Below are 15570 nucleotides of genomic sequence, written 5' to 3'. Positions count from 1 at the left end.
TGGCACCCGGCCCGCCCGAGGCGCTGTTGGCGGAGGGGACCTTAAGCCTGCCGACAGCTCCTCGGGTGCGGTTGGACCCCTCTGGGCCAGCGAACCCCGGCCATCGACCGTCTCGCGGATTGCGACAATATCGAGGCGTAACATGGTGAATAAAAAGTAAATTTCCTGACTGCACGCGCCTGGGTTGCGAATCAACGCGGCCAGGCGCCTGTGCTGATTGACCTATGGCGCATGGCTGACCTGCGCGTCAGTTGACGCTCCGGTCATTTGCACGTCGAGCGGAAAGGTAAATTGTTTGCCGTTGCGCGACAGATCTTGTTCGTACGCCATCATTGCGCTGCTTTCCGAGCAAATCACCCGGCACCGTTTGCGTTTTTCCGAAAAGTTTGTCTAAGTCAGCTCCGGGGGCGCAAAGGTCGGGCGCTGCCGGGGAGATCCCGGAAACCGGCCTTTCATGATGTCAAAGAACAAGAACCGGCATGACGACGCCCGGCAGGTAGAGATTCGTGCTTCGAGAGGTTTACGATGACTAGTAGATATGGCGGCAGCCACGATGGATCGGGTCGCTCGATCACCGGCACCGACCGCGATGACAACCTCGATGGCACCGATTGCGATGACACCATTCAGGGTGGCAACGGCAATGACGATCTCGACGGCCGGAACGGCGACGACAAGCTCTATGGCGGCCATGGACGCGACACGCTGTCCGGGGACCATGGCGACGACTACCTCGAAGGCGGTACGGATCACGACAAGCTCTATGGTGGCGAGGGTCACGATACGATCGATGCGGGTGACGGTGATGACACGATCATCGCCCATTCCGGCGATGACGTGATCTATGGCGGCTCGGGCCATGACAAGGTGCTGGGCGACGACGGCAACGACCAGATCTGGGGCCACGACGGCGACGACAGGCTGGACGGGGATTCCGGCGACGACACGATCTTTGGCGGCTACGGCAATGACGACATCGAAGGTGAAGACGGCCACGATGCGCTTTATGGCGGCGATGGCAGCGACACGATCACCGGCGAGAGCGGCGATGATCTGATCGACGGCGGCAACAGCCGAGACAAGCTCTTTGGCGGCGAAGGCCGGGACACCATCGACGGTGGCGGCGGAGAGGACTCGATCGAGGCGGGCCGGGGCGATGACTCGGTCTATGGCGGCCAGGGCCAGGACACGATCCACGGCGGTTCAGGCGATGACTTCCTGAACGCCGGCGACGAGGGCTGGAACCGCTCGACGGATACGCTCTACGGCGGCCAGGGCAACGACACGCTGGAAAGCAACGGCAACCAGGACCAGCTCTATGGCGGTTCGGGTGACGACGTGCTGCGCGCCGTGGCCGATGGCACCAACCTCAACAATCTCTACGTCTACGGCGGCGAAGATCCCGGCGATACCGATTGGGACGTGCTGGACCTCTCGGAATACTACGCCATGTATCCCGACCTGCAGATCATCTACGAAGAGGGTGGCCCCGGCCTGGAAGACGGCCGCATCCTGATGAAGACCGGCAGCGGCCAGGAACTGGGCCGCATCACCTACCGTGGCATCGAGCAGATCCGCACCACCAGCGTCCCGGACGGGACCATCTGCTTTGCCCCCGGTTCGCTGATCGCCACCATGCGTGGCGAGGTGCCGGTCGAGCAATTGCAGCCGGGCGACCGGGTGATCACCCGCGACAACGGCATGCAGGAGCTGCGCTGGATCGGGAAGCGGACCCTCGGCCCGCAAGAGCTGGCCGCCGCGCCGCACCTTCAGCCCGTGCTGCTGCGCGAGGGCGCGCTTGGCAACGGGTTGCCGCACCGGGACCTCGTGGTCTCGCCGCAGCACCGCATGCTGATCCGCTCGGACCGGGCCTCGTTGCTTTACGAGGAAAGCGAAGTGCTGGTGGCGGCCAAGGACCTGGCAGGCATGCCGGGGGTCGAGCGCCTGTCAAACCGGGAGGTCACCTATCTGCACCTGCTCTTTGACCAGCACGAGGTCATCCTGGCCAATGGAGCATGGTCAGAAAGCTTCCAGCCGGGCGATTACTCGATGAAGACGCTGGACCAGGCGCAGCGGGCCGAGATCCACTATCTCTTCCCCGAACTGGCCGAGACCCGTCATCTCGATGGTTTCGCCTCTGCCCGTCGCAGCCTGAAGTCCCACGAGGCCCAGGTCCTGCGCGCCGAGGGCGGCATCGTCAGCGGCCGCGAGAGCGCCGCCATTCTGACCATGCCTCGGGTGCATCGAGGTCGGTAGTGGCATGGGCGCCGGGCAGGGGCACCAGGCGCAGCAGATCCTTGTGAGCGGCGATCACGGGCGAGGCCCCGCGGTCGCCGTTCAGCTTTTCAAGCTCGGGCATCAGCGCGGCGGGAAAGAGCACCGGGTGCCCCGGTGTCTCGCCGCTGGCGCCGCGCAGGATGGGCAGGGGGGTGCCCTGGAAGGCAGAGGCGAGGCTCTGCAGATCCTCGGTGGTGATCTCGGGCATGTCGGCGGGCAGGATCAGCACGCCACGCAGGGGCATGTCGAGCGCCGCCACGGCGGTACGGATCGAGGCGCCCATGCCCTCGGCGGCCTCGGGCACGGCAAGGGGCCTCGCATCGAGGCCCTGCAGCACGGCGGCGCGGGGGTGGTCGAGGGCCGGCAGCGGGACCAGGACCGGGCCAAGCCGGGCCGCCAGGCAGCGCCGCGCCATCAGCCGCAGCAGCGGCTCTCCGTCGATCTCTTCCAGCAGCTTGTCGCCTCCGCGCATCCGGCGCGAGGCGCCTGCGGCCAGCAGCAGCGTGGCGATCATCGGCCCGGCTCTGGCCCGGCGGCCGCCTCGCGCTTCACCGCCCGCAGCACGTAGAGCCGGATCGCCGAGGCCAGCCCGATATCCACCCCGCGCGCATTGTCGATCTCTGCTGCCAGCTGGTTCACCGGCTTCTCTGCCGCCTCTGCCAGCCGCTTGAATTCCTTCCAGAACTCATCCTCCAGAGACACCGAGGTCCGGTGGCCCTGAAGCGTCAGGGAGCGCTTCACCGGCCGGGCGCTCATGCCTCGGGCTCATCCGTGCCGGGCTCGCGCTTGTGACCATCCAGCTGCCGCCGGGCGGCCTCTTCGCGCGCCTCGCTCTGCGTGCGTTCGGCGCGGGTGCGGCCGAACTTGGCCGCATTGGCATCGCCGCGCGCCTTCTTCTCGGCGCGGGCCTTCTGCTTGCGGAACTGGTTGAGGTTGGTGATCTCGGCCATGGAGAAATCCTAGCACGGCCCCCTCGGGGTGTCAGCGCTATTTGCGCATCGGCCCCTCGGGCCGGTAGCGGTCCATCACACGGTCCAGGGCCGCATTTGTGATCGCCGGATTGGCCGCTTGCAGGCAGGGCAGCAGGACCGCCTTGTTGGCCCTCTGGCGCGGCCCCGAGGGCGCATGGCCGGGATCGGGGCGGACATCGGCGAAACAGGCGACGAATTGCGCCTCCTCGATGCCGAGATCGGCGGCGATGAGATCGGTGGGTCGGGTCTGGGCGCTGGCGGCCAGGGGCGCGAGCATCAGCAGCAGGGCAAGGCGGGTCATCGGGGTTCCTCTCTTCCGGACCCTCCTGATACGCTGCGCGCCGGGCTTTCCGTCGCCAAAAGGCACGGGCCCTGCCGGAAACGCGAAACGGCGCCCCGAGGGGCGCCGTCTGCAAATCTTCAGGTCGAGGCGATCAGCCCTTGGGGCCGATCATGTCCTCGGGGCGCACGACGCGGTCGAAGGTCTCTTCGTCGACGAAGCCCAGGCCGATGGCCTCTTCCTTCAGGGTGGTGCCGTTCTTGTGCGCGGTCTTGGCAACCTTGGTGGCGTTGTCGTAGCCGATGGTCGGTGCCAGCGCCGTCACCAGCATCAGGCTTTCCTTCATCAGCTTGTCGATACGCTCGACATTGGCGCGGGTGCCCACGACCATGTTGTCGGTGAAGGCCGAGGCGCTGTCCCCCAGCAGCTGCATCGACTGCAGCACGTTGTAGGACATCATCGGGTTGTAGACGTTGAGCTCGAAGTGGCCCTGGCTGCCGGCAAAGCCGATGGCCGCGTCGTTGCCCATGACATGGGCGCAGACCATGGTCAGCGCTTCCGCCTGGGTCGGGTTCACCTTGCCCGGCATGATCGAGGAGCCCGGCTCGTTCTCCGGCAGGATCAGCTCGCCCAGGCCCGAGCGCGGGCCGGAGCCCAGCAGGCGCATGTCGTTGGCGATCTTGAACAGCGAGGCGGCGACGGTCTTCAGCGCGCCCGAGAACATGACCATCGCGTCATGGGCGGCCAGGGCCTCGAACTTGTTGGGCGCGGTGACGAAGGGCAGGTCGGTGATTTCCGCCATGTTGGCGGCGACCATCTCGGCCCAGCCCTTCTTGGTGTTCAGCCCGGTGCCGACGGCGGTGCCGCCCTGGGCCAGCTCGTAGATGTCGCCAAGGGCCGACTTCACGCGCTCGATGCCCTTGCGGACCTGGTGCGCATAGCCGCCGAATTCCTGGCCCAGGGTCAGCGGGGTCGCGTCCTGGGTGTGGGTCCGGCCGATCTTGATGATGTCCTTGAACTCTTCCGACTTGGCTTCCAGTGCCGCGGCCAGCTTCTCCAGTCCGGGGATCAGCGTGTCGCGGGCGGCCATGGCGATGCCCACGTGCATCGCGGTCGGGAAGGTGTCGTTCGACGACTGACCCATGTTGCAGTGGTCGTTCGGGTGCACCGGCGACTTCGAGGCCAGCTCGCCGCCCAGCATCTCGATGGCGCGGTTCGAGATCACCTCGTTGGCGTTCATGTTCGACTGGGTGCCGGACCCGGTCTGCCAGACCACCAGCGGGAAGTTGTCGTCGAACTTGCCCTCGATCACCTCACCGGCGGCGGCGATGATCGCATCGGCGATCTCGGGCTCCAGGGTGCCGAGCTCCTTGTTGGCCATGGCACAGGCCTTTTTGACCACGCCAAGCGCGCGGATGATCGGAACCGGCTGCTTTTCCCAGCCAATGGGGAAGTTCATGATCGACCGCTGGGTCTGAGCGCCCCAGTACTTGTCGGCGGGAACTTCAAGAGGGCCGAAGCTGTCGGTTTCGGTACGGGTCTGCGACATGTCAGGTCTCCGAAAAGGAACGTCGCAGGTGGTTTACCGTATCACGGCACGGTTTCAATGCCGTTCCCGCTAACATTTTCCATATGGAGGGGGCCTGAAGGCCCGGAAACGCCTCTTGTGATCACAAAGGGCGGGGCCTTGAGGGGAAACGGGCCGCGCCGGGCTGCGGCCCGATGCGGGCTCAGTTGGCGCGGCGGCGGAACTCGAAGACCCGCGCCGGGGGCAGGTTGGCCCAGACCGTGCCGCGCTTGCGGGCGGTGATACCCATCTCGGCCTGGGTCTCGGGCGGGATCGGGGCGTTCGGGCTATAGGTGATCTGGGCGAAGACACCGCCCGGCGCCATGACCTTGAAGGCATTGCCGACCACCTCGCGCTGGATCTGCGGACGGGCCAGCACCGGCACGCCCGAGATCACGCAGCCAAGGTTCGAGACGCCGATCTGTTCGATCTCCTGCGCGGGGCGGTTCAGCACCGTCACGCCGGGGAACTTCTGGCGCAGCTCGTCGCAGAACCGGGCGTTGAGCTCCATCAGGATCAGCCGCTCGGGGGCGATACCGCGCTCGAGGATGACCTTGGTGAAAGAGCCGGTGCCCGGCCCGATCTCGAGGATCGGTCCCTCGACGCTTTCGACCCCTTCGGTCATCATCCGCGCCACTGCCGCGGAGGAGGGCGCGATCGCCGAAACCTCTTTCGGCTTGCGCATCATCTGACCCAGAAACACCGTGAAATCGCTGGCCAATTGTCCATCCCCCTGGCTGCTGCCGACGTGTCGTGGCTTGGCTATGGAATGGCAATCCGGGCGGCGCCAAACAAGGGATCTTTCCTGAGTTTACAAAAAATTCACCGAAGTCCCGGCTCCGCCTGCAGGGGCCCGGATGCAAAAGGACCCGCGCCTGAGACGCGGGTCCTGAAATCTCTGGTCGCAGTGCGCCTACTTGCGGAAGGCGTCGAGGCTGACGACCTCTGCATCGCCGCTGGAGCCTTCGCCGTCGGACTTCTCGGAAGCCTTGGAACGGTCGCGCAGCGGCGGCGGGCTGTCGGGCGGGGTGGGATCGTCATCGCCCTCGTCCTCGTCGTCGAACTCGTCGTCGTCCTGATCCTGGGTCTCGAAGCGCAGGCCGAACTCGACCGAGGGGTCGACGAAGGTCAGGATCGCGTCGAGGGGGATATACATCCGCTCGGGGCTGTCGCCGAAGTTCAGGGTGACGGCGAAACCTTCTTCCGAGACATCGAGGTCTTCGAACCAGTGCTGCATGACCACCGTCATCTCGGTGGGGTAGCGGTCGCGCAGCCAGGCGGCGAGCTCGACCTGGTCATGGGTGGTATCGAAGGTGATGAAGAAGTGATGCGCGCCGGGCAGCCCGTTTTCAGCCACGTCCGTCAGTACGTCATGGATCAGCTTGCGCATCGCGCGGTGCATCAGGTTTCCGTAGTCGATGGATCGGGCCATTTTGTTCTTCCGGGGGACACTTTTGGCAGAGCATAGGGGATTCGAATTAAAACGGAAGGCGATGTGGCAGAATTTCCGGGCATCGCTCTCTTGCGGGGGGGGATCGGGCGGCTCACAGGGCCAGAATCTGCGTCGCCAGACCCAGCCCTGCCATCACCGCGAGGCTTTCCAGAAGGCCCCTGCGCAGCCCGATCAGAAGGCCCGCGGCGGCCAGGATCAAGAGCGCGGGGATGGGCTGGAAACTGCTGAGCTGGGGCAGCGGCAGCGGGCCCAGGCTGCCGATCAGCGCAAAGAGCACATGCAGCGCGAACCACAGCGCCAGCGAGGCGATGACGCCCACAACCGCCGCCGTTATTGCCGCCAGCGCGGCCCTCAGGCGGGGCTGGCCGAGCAGGCGCTCCACATGCGGGGCGAAGGTGAAGATGAAGAGGAAGCAGGGCAGGAAAGTCACCCAGAGCGTCAGCACGCCTGCCGCCAGCCCCAGCCCCGGCCCCTGCCGGAGCGCGCCCGCCACCATGGCGACGAACTGGGTGACCAGGATCAGCGGGCCCGGCGTGGTCTCGGCCAGGCCAAGGGCGTCGATCATCTGTCCGGGGCTCAGCCAGCCGTGGGTTTCGACCGTGACCTGGGCCATCCAGGCCAGCAGCGCATAGGCGCCGCCGAAGCTGAGCACCGCCAGGCGGGCGAAGAAGGCGCCGAGCTCGAACAGGAAGGTCTGGCCGGCAAGATGCAGCGCCAGCAGCGGTGCCAGCCACGCCAGCCCCCAGGCCAGCGCCACAAGCAGGCTGCGCCGCGCGCCGGGCCCCTGGGCGGGCGCGGGTGCGGGCGGGTTGGATGCGCTGGCTGGTTGCAGCAGCCCCCAGGTCCCTGCTGCCAGGATCAAGAGCGGGAAAGGCAGGGCGAAGGCGAAAAGCGCCACGAAGGCGCCCATGGCCCACAGCCGTTGCGCCTTGCCGGTTAGCGCCTTCTGCGACAGTCGCCACAGCGCCTGGCAGACCAGCACCACGACCAGCGCCTTGATGCCGAGGAAGGCGGCCTGCACTTCGGGCAGGGTGCCCCATTCCACATAGGCCAGCGCCAGCAATGCCACCACCAGCGCGCCGGGGGCCACGAAGAGCATCCCGGCCAGCAGCCCGCCCGCGATGCCACGCAGCCGCCAACCGGCATAGGTGGCCAGCTGCATTGCCTCGGGTCCGGGCAGCAGCATGCAGAAGCTGAGCGCGCCCAGGAAGCCCTCTTCCTGCATCCACCTGCGCCGCTCGACCAGCTCGCGGTGCATCACCGAGATCTGCGCCGCTGGTCCGCCGAAGCTGACCAGGCCGATGCGCCCGAAGGCGGCCAGCATCTGCCGCCACGAGGGCGTTTCCTGGGGGATTTGCATCGCTAGGTCCTCGGTCCTGGGGCTCCTGGCGGCACCATTTCGGCCGCGGCGAGGGCGGTCAAGCCCGCTTCGCGCACCGCGGATTTCAGGTGCTGCGGCGCGACCGCGAAGCCACGCCACCGAAGCCAGGTTGCCCGTCAGGCGCGCTCGCAGAAGTGATGCTCAGGGCAGGGGGGCAGTGTGGTAGAGCGTGACCTTCAGCCCGCCGTGATCGACCGGGGGCGTCGTCGGCAGGAAGGGCAGCCCGCTGGCCCGCGCCAGCCCGCCATCCGAGGTGATGATCGCCGCGCGCCAGCCACTGAACCGCTCGCGCAGGACCTCTCCGATCCGGGCGTAAAGGGCAAAGAGCTGCCGCCGGTCGCCGATCCGCGCGCCGTAGGGCGGGTTGATGATCACCAGGCCCGGCTTGCCCTCGGGCCGCGCGATGTCCGAGAGCGCGCGGTGGTGGAAGCGGATCGCCCCTGCCAGCCCGGCCGCGTCGGCGTTGCGCCCGGCCATCTCGACGGCACCCGCGTTGCGGTCAGAGCCGTGGAAGTCGGGCAGATCCGTCGCGGGCGCGGGGGCCTCGGCACGGATCTTGGCGTAGAGCTCGGGCTTGAAGGTGGCGAGATGCTCGAAGGCAAAGGCCCGGTCACGGCCGGGCCAGAGGCCGGCGGCGATCTCGGCCGCTTCCAGCACGAAGGTGCCCGAGCCGCACATCGGGTCCAGCACCGGCTCGTCGCCCCGGTAGCCCGCCTGGCGCAGGAAGAGCGCGGCCAGGGTCTCGCGCATCGGGGCCTTGCCGACGGCGGGCTTGTGGCCGCGCTTGTGCAGCCCCTCGCCGCTGGTGTCGACGCTGAACTGCACGTAGTCGCGCTGGATACGGGTCTTCAGGGTGAGTTGCGCGCCGGGGTCGATCGTTGCGCCGAAGTCCTCGGACAAGGCCCGCTCGATCCGCTCCTGGGCGGCCCCGGCGTGGTAGATCTTCGATTTCTTCGAGGCCACGACCTCGACCCGCAGCGGCACGTCCGCGCGCAGCACCTCGCCCCAGGCAAAGCCGCGCGCCCGCTTGTCGAGCTGCGCCAGGTGAACCGCCGGAAAGCCGCCGATCCGCGCCAGCACCGCATTGGCGCCGCGCAGTTTCAGGTTGGCACGCCAGACCGTGGTCCACTGGCCTTTCAGCACCGCGCCGCCGGGCACGGGCTCGGCATGGGTGAAACCGGAGTCACGGGCCTCCTCGGCCAGGATCTCTTCGAGGCCGGGGGCCCCTTGCAGGAATATCTCGAATGCAGCGCTCATGGCGCCTGATACAGCGAAGCGACAGCAGAGGCGAGAGCCAAGGCCGCGCTTTCGCCTTCCCGCCAGGGGGCCAATCGCGGACGGATCTTGCCCGCTTTGCAGAGGCGAAGCGCTTGGCGCGAAAAAAGCGATGGAATGGGGGGGAGGTAAGTGCAGGTTTCTGTTGCCAGGTACCTGCGAACCCCGCCTTAAGCTGCTAGGCCCAAGGGCTTAAGTTTCGGTATTTCTAACTGCTTACGCAGCCAGAGCAACCGGAGCACGATTGTTGTTGGCAATTGTACTTAGCGAACCGATAACGGTGGTATCTCACCGGGACAAAGCTACATCTTTACACGTTCGTCGATCCTATTTCGGCCCCATGATCCCCCAACAAGGGATGTATGGTGGAGCCGCCGGGTACCGCCCCCGGGTCCGATCCGCTTATTACATGCGCGTTTATGCCCATAGTCACCGAAGTGACAGCTGAGATATAGGGCGGCTGCAGGCGGATTTGAAGGGGGAAACTGAACGGATTTTCCTCTCTGCCTTGACCCGGCCCCACGCGGCGGCAACCCTGAGCCGCCACGAAGAGGAGCCCTGATGACCACCGCCACCTATCGAACCGCCCGCGCCGAGGACCTGGCACTGATGGCCGAATGGGCCGCCGCCGAGGGCTGGAATCCGGGCCTTGAGGATGCCGCGCCCTTCCATGGCGCCGACCCCCAGGGCTTCTTCCTGGCCGAGGTCGAGGGCGCTCCTGTGGCCTGTATCTCGGTGGTGAACCATGCGCCGGATTTCGCCTTCCTGGGCTTCTACATCTGCAAACAGGCGTTTCGCGGGCAGGGCATCGGCATGGGGCTCTGGACCCATGCGCTCGGGCATGCGGGCACGCGGACGGTGGGACTGGATGGCGTCGCGGCGCAGGAGGCGAATTACGTCAGGTCCGGTTTCACCCGGCAGGGCATGACCCGGCGGATGTCAGGCCAGCTCGAAGGGCAGGGCGATCCCGCCATCCGCTCCGTGACCCCGGTCGATCTGCCGCAGATCCTGGGCTTGGACCGCGCCGCCTGCGGCTATGACCGCGCGGCCTTCCTGACCGGCTGGCTGACCGAGACCGAGGCCCGCCGCAGCCTGATCGCCCCCGAGGCGCAGGCCTTCGTCACCATCCGTGGTTGCCGTGAGGGGGTGAAGATCGGCCCCGTGGTGGCCCCCGATCCAGAGACCGCCCTGCGGCTGATCCGCGCCGCCCTGGCCGCGCTGCCTGCAGAGCCGGTCTTCATCGACATCACGCCGCAGAGCCCCCTTGGAGCCGTGCTGGAAAGCCTTGGCTTCGTCGAGACCTTCGCCGCCGCCCGCATGTACAGGGGCCCGGCACCCAAGGGAGACGGCCGGCTGATGGCCGTGGCCTCGATGGAGCTGGGATGAACGCAAAAGGGGCCCGCAAGGGGCCCCTTCGCAATCCGTTTTCGGCTGGGCTCAGCCCGCCAGCTTGACCAGCGCGTGGCGCTTCTTGCCGGCGGAAAGCTTCACCGTCTGCGACAGCGCGGCTGCGTCCAGCATCAACCCGGCATCGGTCAGCGGTGCATCGTCCAGCTTGGCGCCATTGTCGGCGATCAGGCGCTTGGCCTCCTTGCCGGTCTTGGCCAGGCCAGAGCGCACGATGAGCTGCGCGATGGAGATCCCGTCGCCCACTTCCTCGGCGGTCAATTCCAGCGTCGGCAGATCACCCCCGACGCCGCCTTTCTCGAAGACCTCGCGGGCAGTGGCCTCGGCGGTCTTCGCGGCCTCTTCGCCGTGCAGCAGCGCGGTGACGGCATTGGCCAGGATCACCTTGGCTTCGTTGATCTCGGAGCCGCCGAGCGCACCCAGGCGGTCGCATTCATCCACCGGAAGCTCGGTGTAGAGCTTGGCGAAGCGGCCCACGTCGGCATCGGTGGTGTTGCGCCAGAACTGCCAGAACTCGTAGGGGCTCAGCATGTCGCCGTTGAGCCAGATGGCGCCATTGGCGCTCTTGCCCATCTTCTTGCCGTCCGAGGTCGCCAGCAGCGGCGTGGTCAGACCGTAGATCTCGTGATCCAGCACGCGGCGGGTCAGGTCGATGCCGTTGACGATATTGCCCCACTGGTCCGAGCCGCCCATCTGCACCAGGCAGCCGTAGCGCCGGTTCAGCTCGAGGAAGTCGTAGGCCTGCAGGATCATGTAGTTGAATTCGAGGAAGGACAGCGATTGCTCGCGATCCAGGCGCGACTTCACCGATTCAAACGACAGCATGCGGTTGACGCTGAAGTGGCGACCGATGTCGCGCAGGAACTCAAGGTAGTTCAGCCCGTCCAGCCATTCGGCATTGTTCAGCATCAGGGCGTCCGAGGGCGCTTCGCCGTAGGAGAGGTAGCGCGCAAAGACCTGGCCCATGCCGTCGATGTTGGCCTGGATCTGTTCCGGCCCCAGCAGGGGGCGCTCGTCGCTGCGGAACGAGGGATCGCCCACCTTGGTGGTGCCGCCGCCCATCAGCGTGATCGGCTTGCCGCCCAGCTTCTGGAACCAGCGCAGCATCATGATGTTCATCAGGTGGCCCACGTGCAGCGAAGCCGCCGTGGCGTCATAGCCGATATAGCCGGGCACAACCCCCTTCAGCAGCGCCTCGTCGAGGCCCTGGTAATCCGTGCAATCGGCCACGAAGCCGCGTTCCTGCATCACATTGAGGAATTCGGATTTGGGGGTGTAGGTCATCGCTCTTGTCCGTATCAGGGTTGCGCGGCAACCTATAGTCATAGGGACCTCGAAGGGAAAGACCATGTCGAAGCGCAATTCCAGCCGGCCCGTGCTGCGTGTCCTCGGCGCCATGTCGGGCACTTCGCTGGACGGGGTCGATGCGGCCGTGGTCGAAACCGACGGGCAGCGCATCACGGGCTTCGGCCCCTCGGCCTATCGCCGCTACAGCGATGCCGAGCGCGCCTGCCTGCGCGCGGCACTGGGCCTCTGGCCCGGCGAGGCGCCCGACCGCCTCGCCGCCGCCGAAGCGGTCATCCAGACCGCCCATGCAGAGCTCCTGTCGGGGTTCGAGGGCATCGACCTGGTGGGCTTTCATGGCCAGACCCTGGCCCATGAACCGCGCGGGCGGGGCACCTTCCAGGCGGGCAATGGCGCCGATCTGGCCCGCACCCTTGGCGTGCCGGTGGCCTGGGATTTCCGCTCCGCCGATGTGGCCATGGGCGGCGAGGGCGCGCCGCTGGCACCCTTCTACCACCACGCCCTGGCCCGCCACCTGTCCGGGACCCGCCCCATGGCCTTTCTCAACCTCGGAGGCGTCGGCAACCTGACCTGGGTCGATCCGCTGCACCCGGCACCCGAGACCCCCGGCGCGCTGCTGTCCTTCGACACAGGCCCGGCCAATGCGCCCATCGACGACCTGATGCAGGCCCGCCGGGGCCTGGCCTACGACAGGGACGGTGCGCTGGCCGCGCAAGGGACCGTCGCCGAGGGCGCGCTGGAGCTCTTCCTCGACGATCCCTATTTCTCGCGCCTGCCGCCGAAGTCGCTCGACCGCAACGATTTCGCCACCATGGTGCGCCTCGTGGGCGAGCTCTGCGATGCCGATGCCGCCGCCACCCTGACGGCCATGTCCGCCAGCGCCGTGCTGCGCGGGATGGAGCATCTGCCCCATCCCCCAGAGCGCCTGCTGGTCACCGGCGGGGGGCGGCTCAACCCGGTGCTGATGGAGATGCTGGCCGTCTCTCTCGATTGTCCCGTGGTGCCGGTCGAGGACGCGGGTCTCGATGGCGACATGCTTGAGGCCCAGGCCTTCGCCTTCCTCGCGGCGCGGGTCTATCACGGGCTGCCCACCTCCTGCGCGGGCACCACCGGGGTGAAGATGGCCATCGGCGGCGGCGAGATCTCGCGGCCGACCGCAGGGGCGCTGAGCTGATCTCATCACCAGGCTGAAAACACTCCCGCCGGAGGCGGCGTGCCTCCTGCAAGCTGCGGAAATGCCCGGCCCTTCAGCACCGCGCCCCGCATGTGTGGCCCCGATCCCGCACCCAGCCCCGATAGGGGAAGTTATCGCTAACACAACCCATTGGCAGCGCCGTGTTCTCTGCTATGGTGCGCCCGTGCCGCGGTGCGGCAGGGCCCCGGCCCGGATGTCTCAAAGCTCTAGGGAAAGGAGCTCCGATGGTCTCGCGCGTGATTCCCGTCGATCCCTTCGATCTGGTCATTTTCGGCGGCACTGGCGATCTTGCCCGACGCAAGATCCTGCCGGGTCTCTATCGCCGCTATTGCTCGGGCCAGATGGAGGACAACTCCCGCATCATCGGCGCCGCGCGCTCCGAACATGAGACCGCCGAATTCCGCCAGATGATCGCCGATGCCATTGCCGAGTTCGACCCGAAGAGCGGCTCTCCCGAGCAACTGGAAGGCTTCCTCGAGCGGCTGGAATACGTCCAGGTCGACGCCCTGGGCGAGGCCGGCTGGAAAGAGCTGGCCGCGCTCATGGGCGAGAACCGGGTGCGCGCCTTCTATTTCTCCGTCGCCCCCAGCCTTTTCGGCGCCCTGGCCGAGCGCCTGCACGCCCATGGCATTGCCGATTCCGAGACCCGCATCGTGGTCGAGAAGCCCTTCGGCAAGGACCTGGCCTCGGCCAAGGCGCTGAACGCGGCGCTGGCCGAGCATTTCGACGAAAGCCAGATCTACCGGATCGACCATTACCTGGGCAAGGAAACCGTCCAGAACCTGATGGCCGTGCGCTTCGGCAACATGCTGTTCGAACCGCTGTGGAATTCCCAGTACATCGACCACATCCAGATCACCGTGGCCGAGACCGTGGGGGTCGACGGGCGCGGCGAATACTATGACCGCTCGGGTGCGATGCGGGACATGGTGCAGAACCACCTGATGCAGCTCCTGTGCCTGACCGCGATGGAGCCGCCCGCCAAGTTCGACCCCGACGCGGTGCGTGACGAGAAACTGAAGGTGATCCGCGCGCTCAACGCCGTGCCGCTGGAGGACGTGGTGCGTGGCCAGTACCTAGCCGACGGCAAGAAGCCGGGCTACCTGGAGCACGCGGGCGATCCCGACAGCAAGACAGAGAGCTTCATCGCCCTGCGGGTCGAGGTCTCGAACTGGAGATGGGCCGGCACGCCCTTCTACATGCGCACCGGCAAGCGGCTGCGCGCCCGCAGCTCGGAAATCGCCGTGGTCTTCAAGGAGACCCCGCATTCGATCTTCGGCGAAGAGGCTGGCCGGCACCGCAACGTGCTGACGATCCGCCTGCAGCCGAACGAGGGCATGGACCTCTTCGTGACGATCAAGGAACCGGGTCCGGGGGGCATGCGTCTTGTCGACGTGCCGCTCGACATGACCTTCGCCGAGGCCTTGGGCCCCGAGGCCGAGGATGTGCCGGACGCCTACGAGCGGTTGATCATGGACGTGATCCGCGGCAACCAGACGCTGTTCATGCGCGGCGACGAGGTCGAGGCCGCCTGGGCCTGGGCCGATCCGCTGATCGCCTCCTGGGAAAACCGCGGCGACAAGCCGGTGCCCTATGAAACCGGCTCGACCGGGCCGGAAGAGGCGCTAGCGATGATGCACAGGGAAGGACGCCGCTGGCGCGACATCCGCGCCTGAGGCATTCTGGCCGCGACCAACGGGACAGCGCCCCCGCGGGCGCTCCCTTCACCACGGGCTGATGGGACAGGACTATGGAATTCAAGGAATATCCCGACCGGGATCTGCTGGCGCTGAGCCTGGCCGATTCCCTCGCATCCGAGCTGGGCGCTGCGCTGCGCCATGAGGACCGGGTTACCTTCTGTGTGCCCGGCGGAACCACGCCGGGGCCGATCTTCGACGCGCTGACCGCCGTGAAGCTTGAGTGGGACCGCGTTGACGTCGTGCTGAACGACGAACGCTGGGTGCCGGAAAGCTCGCCGCGGTCCAACACCGCGCTGCTGCGCCAGCGGCTGCTCCAGGGCCATGCGGCGGCGGCCAGCCTGCTGCCGCTGCACGTCGACGTGCCCGAACCCGATGCGGCCATGGATGGCCTCTCTGAGGGGCTGCGCCCGCATCTGCCGATCAACGTGCTTCTGCTGGGCATGGGCACCGATGCCCATACCGCCAGCCTCTTCCCCGGCGCCGACCGCCTGGCCGAGGCCCTGGCCCCGGATGCGCCGATCCTGCTGCCGATGCGGGCCGAGGGCGCGGGCGAGCCGCGCATCACCATCACCGCGCGCTACCTCAAGGGCGCCATGTCCACCCACGTGGTGATCATGGGCGACGAGAAGCGCCGGGTGCTGGAAGAGGCCCAGCACAAGAAGCCCGAGCAGGCGCCGATCGCGGCCATCCTGCCCGGCGCCGTGGTCCACTGGGCCCCCTGAACCCTTTCCCGTCGGGCCGGGGACACCGGCCCACCCC

Annotated in this window: 15 protein-coding genes and 1 other RNA gene; 5 read left to right on the top strand and 11 right to left on the bottom strand. The window is 67.1% G+C overall.

Annotated features, from left to right (window positions below):
• Positions 1 to 525 precede the first annotated feature (525 nt).
• Entirely contained in the window at positions 526 to 2256 is a 1731-nt protein-coding gene (locus CRO50_RS12765; RefSeq protein ID WP_097146295.1) for a Hint domain-containing protein, read from the top strand.
• On the opposite strand, the gene CRO50_RS12760 is transcribed toward CRO50_RS12765, so the two are convergent.
• From CRO50_RS12760 to ssrA, 10 genes are all read right to left on the bottom strand, one after another.
• On the bottom strand, positions 2198 to 2791 hold the full coding sequence (locus tag CRO50_RS12760; protein ID WP_097146294.1) for a nucleotidyltransferase family protein: 594 nt from the start codon (positions 2789 to 2791) through the stop codon (positions 2198 to 2200). The two genes, CRO50_RS12765 and CRO50_RS12760, sit on opposite strands and share 59 nt — an antisense overlap.
• Positions 2788 to 3033, bottom strand: a complete 246-nt coding sequence (locus CRO50_RS12755) for a ribbon-helix-helix domain-containing protein (protein WP_097146293.1) — start codon at positions 3031 to 3033, stop codon at positions 2788 to 2790. Before CRO50_RS12755 ends, CRO50_RS12760 begins: the two co-directional genes overlap by 4 nt.
• Positions 3030 to 3227: a DUF4169 family protein gene (locus CRO50_RS12750; RefSeq protein ID WP_097146292.1), complete on the bottom strand. Its 198-nt coding sequence runs from the start codon at positions 3225 to 3227 to the stop codon at positions 3030 to 3032. The genes CRO50_RS12755 and CRO50_RS12750 overlap by 4 nt, the downstream gene beginning before the upstream one ends.
• Before the next feature lie 37 nt (positions 3228 to 3264).
• Positions 3265 to 3549 (bottom strand): hypothetical protein, encoded by a 285-nt coding sequence (locus tag CRO50_RS12745; protein ID WP_097146291.1) that lies wholly within the window; start codon positions 3547 to 3549, stop codon positions 3265 to 3267.
• A gap of 133 nt (positions 3550 to 3682) precedes the next feature.
• Positions 3683 to 5077 (bottom strand): class II fumarate hydratase, encoded by a 1395-nt coding sequence (fumC, locus tag CRO50_RS12740; protein ID WP_097146290.1) that lies wholly within the window; start codon positions 5075 to 5077, stop codon positions 3683 to 3685.
• Between the two features lie 181 nt (positions 5078 to 5258).
• Positions 5259 to 5816 (bottom strand): class I SAM-dependent methyltransferase, encoded by a 558-nt coding sequence (locus tag CRO50_RS12735; RefSeq protein ID WP_097146289.1) that lies wholly within the window; start codon positions 5814 to 5816, stop codon positions 5259 to 5261.
• Positions 5817 to 6008: 192 nt separating this feature from the next.
• Entirely contained in the window at positions 6009 to 6527 is a 519-nt protein-coding gene (locus CRO50_RS12730; RefSeq protein WP_097146288.1) for an SspB family protein, read from the bottom strand.
• Positions 6528 to 6639: 112 nt separating this feature from the next.
• Positions 6640 to 7908, bottom strand: coding sequence for a chromate efflux transporter (gene chrA / locus CRO50_RS12725; RefSeq protein WP_232617819.1), 1269 nt, complete (start codon positions 7906 to 7908; stop codon positions 6640 to 6642).
• A 162-nt stretch (positions 7909 to 8070) separates the two neighbouring features.
• A complete protein-coding gene (locus tag CRO50_RS12720; RefSeq protein WP_097146287.1) occupies positions 8071 to 9186 on the bottom strand; it encodes a THUMP domain-containing class I SAM-dependent RNA methyltransferase in 1116 nt (371 codons plus the stop codon).
• 149 nt (positions 9187 to 9335) lie between these two features.
• Positions 9336 to 9685, bottom strand: a transfer-messenger RNA (tmRNA) gene (gene ssrA, locus CRO50_RS12715).
• An 80-nt stretch (positions 9686 to 9765) separates the two neighbouring features.
• On the opposite strand from ssrA, the gene CRO50_RS12710 reads away from it, so the two are divergent.
• On the top strand, positions 9766 to 10590 hold the full coding sequence (locus CRO50_RS12710) for a GNAT family N-acetyltransferase (protein WP_097146286.1): 825 nt from the start codon (positions 9766 to 9768) through the stop codon (positions 10588 to 10590).
• A gap of 51 nt (positions 10591 to 10641) precedes the next feature.
• Here the strand turns inward: CRO50_RS12710 and tyrS are convergent, their stop codons facing one another.
• The gene (gene tyrS / locus CRO50_RS12705) at positions 10642 to 11895 is read right to left on the bottom strand and encodes a tyrosine--tRNA ligase (RefSeq protein WP_097146285.1); all 1254 of its coding nucleotides are present in this window, start codon (positions 11893 to 11895) and stop codon (positions 10642 to 10644) included.
• A 64-nt stretch (positions 11896 to 11959) separates the two neighbouring features.
• Between tyrS and CRO50_RS12700 the strand changes: the two genes are divergently transcribed.
• The 3 genes from CRO50_RS12700 (at position 11960) to pgl (ending at position 15533) form a co-directional block, all read left to right on the top strand.
• Positions 11960 to 13090: an anhydro-N-acetylmuramic acid kinase gene (locus tag CRO50_RS12700; RefSeq protein ID WP_097146284.1), complete on the top strand. Its 1131-nt coding sequence runs from the start codon at positions 11960 to 11962 to the stop codon at positions 13088 to 13090.
• 245 nt (positions 13091 to 13335) lie between these two features.
• Positions 13336 to 14787, top strand: coding sequence for a glucose-6-phosphate dehydrogenase (zwf, locus tag CRO50_RS12695; RefSeq protein ID WP_097146283.1), 1452 nt, complete (start codon positions 13336 to 13338; stop codon positions 14785 to 14787).
• A 74-nt stretch (positions 14788 to 14861) separates the two neighbouring features.
• The gene (pgl, locus tag CRO50_RS12690; protein WP_097146282.1) at positions 14862 to 15533 is read left to right on the top strand and encodes a 6-phosphogluconolactonase; all 672 of its coding nucleotides are present in this window, start codon (positions 14862 to 14864) and stop codon (positions 15531 to 15533) included.
• The last annotated feature ends 37 nt before the right edge of the window (positions 15534 to 15570 follow it).

The organism is Pseudooceanicola antarcticus, from assembly GCF_900215355.1.
GTDB classification, from domain to species: domain Bacteria; phylum Pseudomonadota; class Alphaproteobacteria; order Rhodobacterales; family Rhodobacteraceae; genus Pseudooceanicola; species Pseudooceanicola antarcticus.
Note: the sequence above shows the minus strand (reverse complement) of the source record. Positions and strands in the feature narration are given on the sequence as shown.

What these genes read in the sequence shown, in the direction of transcription:
- CRO50_RS12765 (WP_097146295.1), top strand. Translation starts at nt 526, where the DNA reads ATGACTAGTAGATATGGCGGCAGCCACGATGGATCGGGTCGCTCGATC.
- CRO50_RS12760 (WP_097146294.1), bottom strand. Translation starts at nt 2,791, where the DNA reads ATGATCGCCACGCTGCTGCTGGCCGCAGGCGCCTCGCGCCGGATGCGC.
- CRO50_RS12755 (WP_097146293.1), bottom strand. Translation starts at nt 3,033, where the DNA reads ATGAGCGCCCGGCCGGTGAAGCGCTCCCTGACGCTTCAGGGCCACCGG.
- CRO50_RS12750 (WP_097146292.1), bottom strand. Translation starts at nt 3,227, where the DNA reads ATGGCCGAGATCACCAACCTCAACCAGTTCCGCAAGCAGAAGGCCCGC.
- CRO50_RS12745 (WP_097146291.1), bottom strand. Translation starts at nt 3,549, where the DNA reads ATGACCCGCCTTGCCCTGCTGCTGATGCTCGCGCCCCTGGCCGCCAGC.
- fumC (WP_097146290.1), bottom strand. Translation starts at nt 5,077, where the DNA reads ATGTCGCAGACCCGTACCGAAACCGACAGCTTCGGCCCTCTTGAAGTT.
- CRO50_RS12730 (WP_097146288.1), bottom strand. Translation starts at nt 6,527, where the DNA reads ATGGCCCGATCCATCGACTACGGAAACCTGATGCACCGCGCGATGCGC.
- chrA (WP_232617819.1), bottom strand. Translation starts at nt 7,908, where the DNA reads ATGCAAATCCCCCAGGAAACGCCCTCGTGGCGGCAGATGCTGGCCGCC.
- CRO50_RS12720 (WP_097146287.1), bottom strand. Translation starts at nt 9,186, where the DNA reads ATGAGCGCTGCATTCGAGATATTCCTGCAAGGGGCCCCCGGCCTCGAA.
- CRO50_RS12710 (WP_097146286.1), top strand. Translation starts at nt 9,766, where the DNA reads ATGACCACCGCCACCTATCGAACCGCCCGCGCCGAGGACCTGGCACTG.
- tyrS (WP_097146285.1), bottom strand. Translation starts at nt 11,895, where the DNA reads ATGACCTACACCCCCAAATCCGAATTCCTCAATGTGATGCAGGAACGC.
- CRO50_RS12700 (WP_097146284.1), top strand. Translation starts at nt 11,960, where the DNA reads ATGTCGAAGCGCAATTCCAGCCGGCCCGTGCTGCGTGTCCTCGGCGCC.
- zwf (WP_097146283.1), top strand. Translation starts at nt 13,336, where the DNA reads ATGGTCTCGCGCGTGATTCCCGTCGATCCCTTCGATCTGGTCATTTTC.
- pgl (WP_097146282.1), top strand. Translation starts at nt 14,862, where the DNA reads ATGGAATTCAAGGAATATCCCGACCGGGATCTGCTGGCGCTGAGCCTG.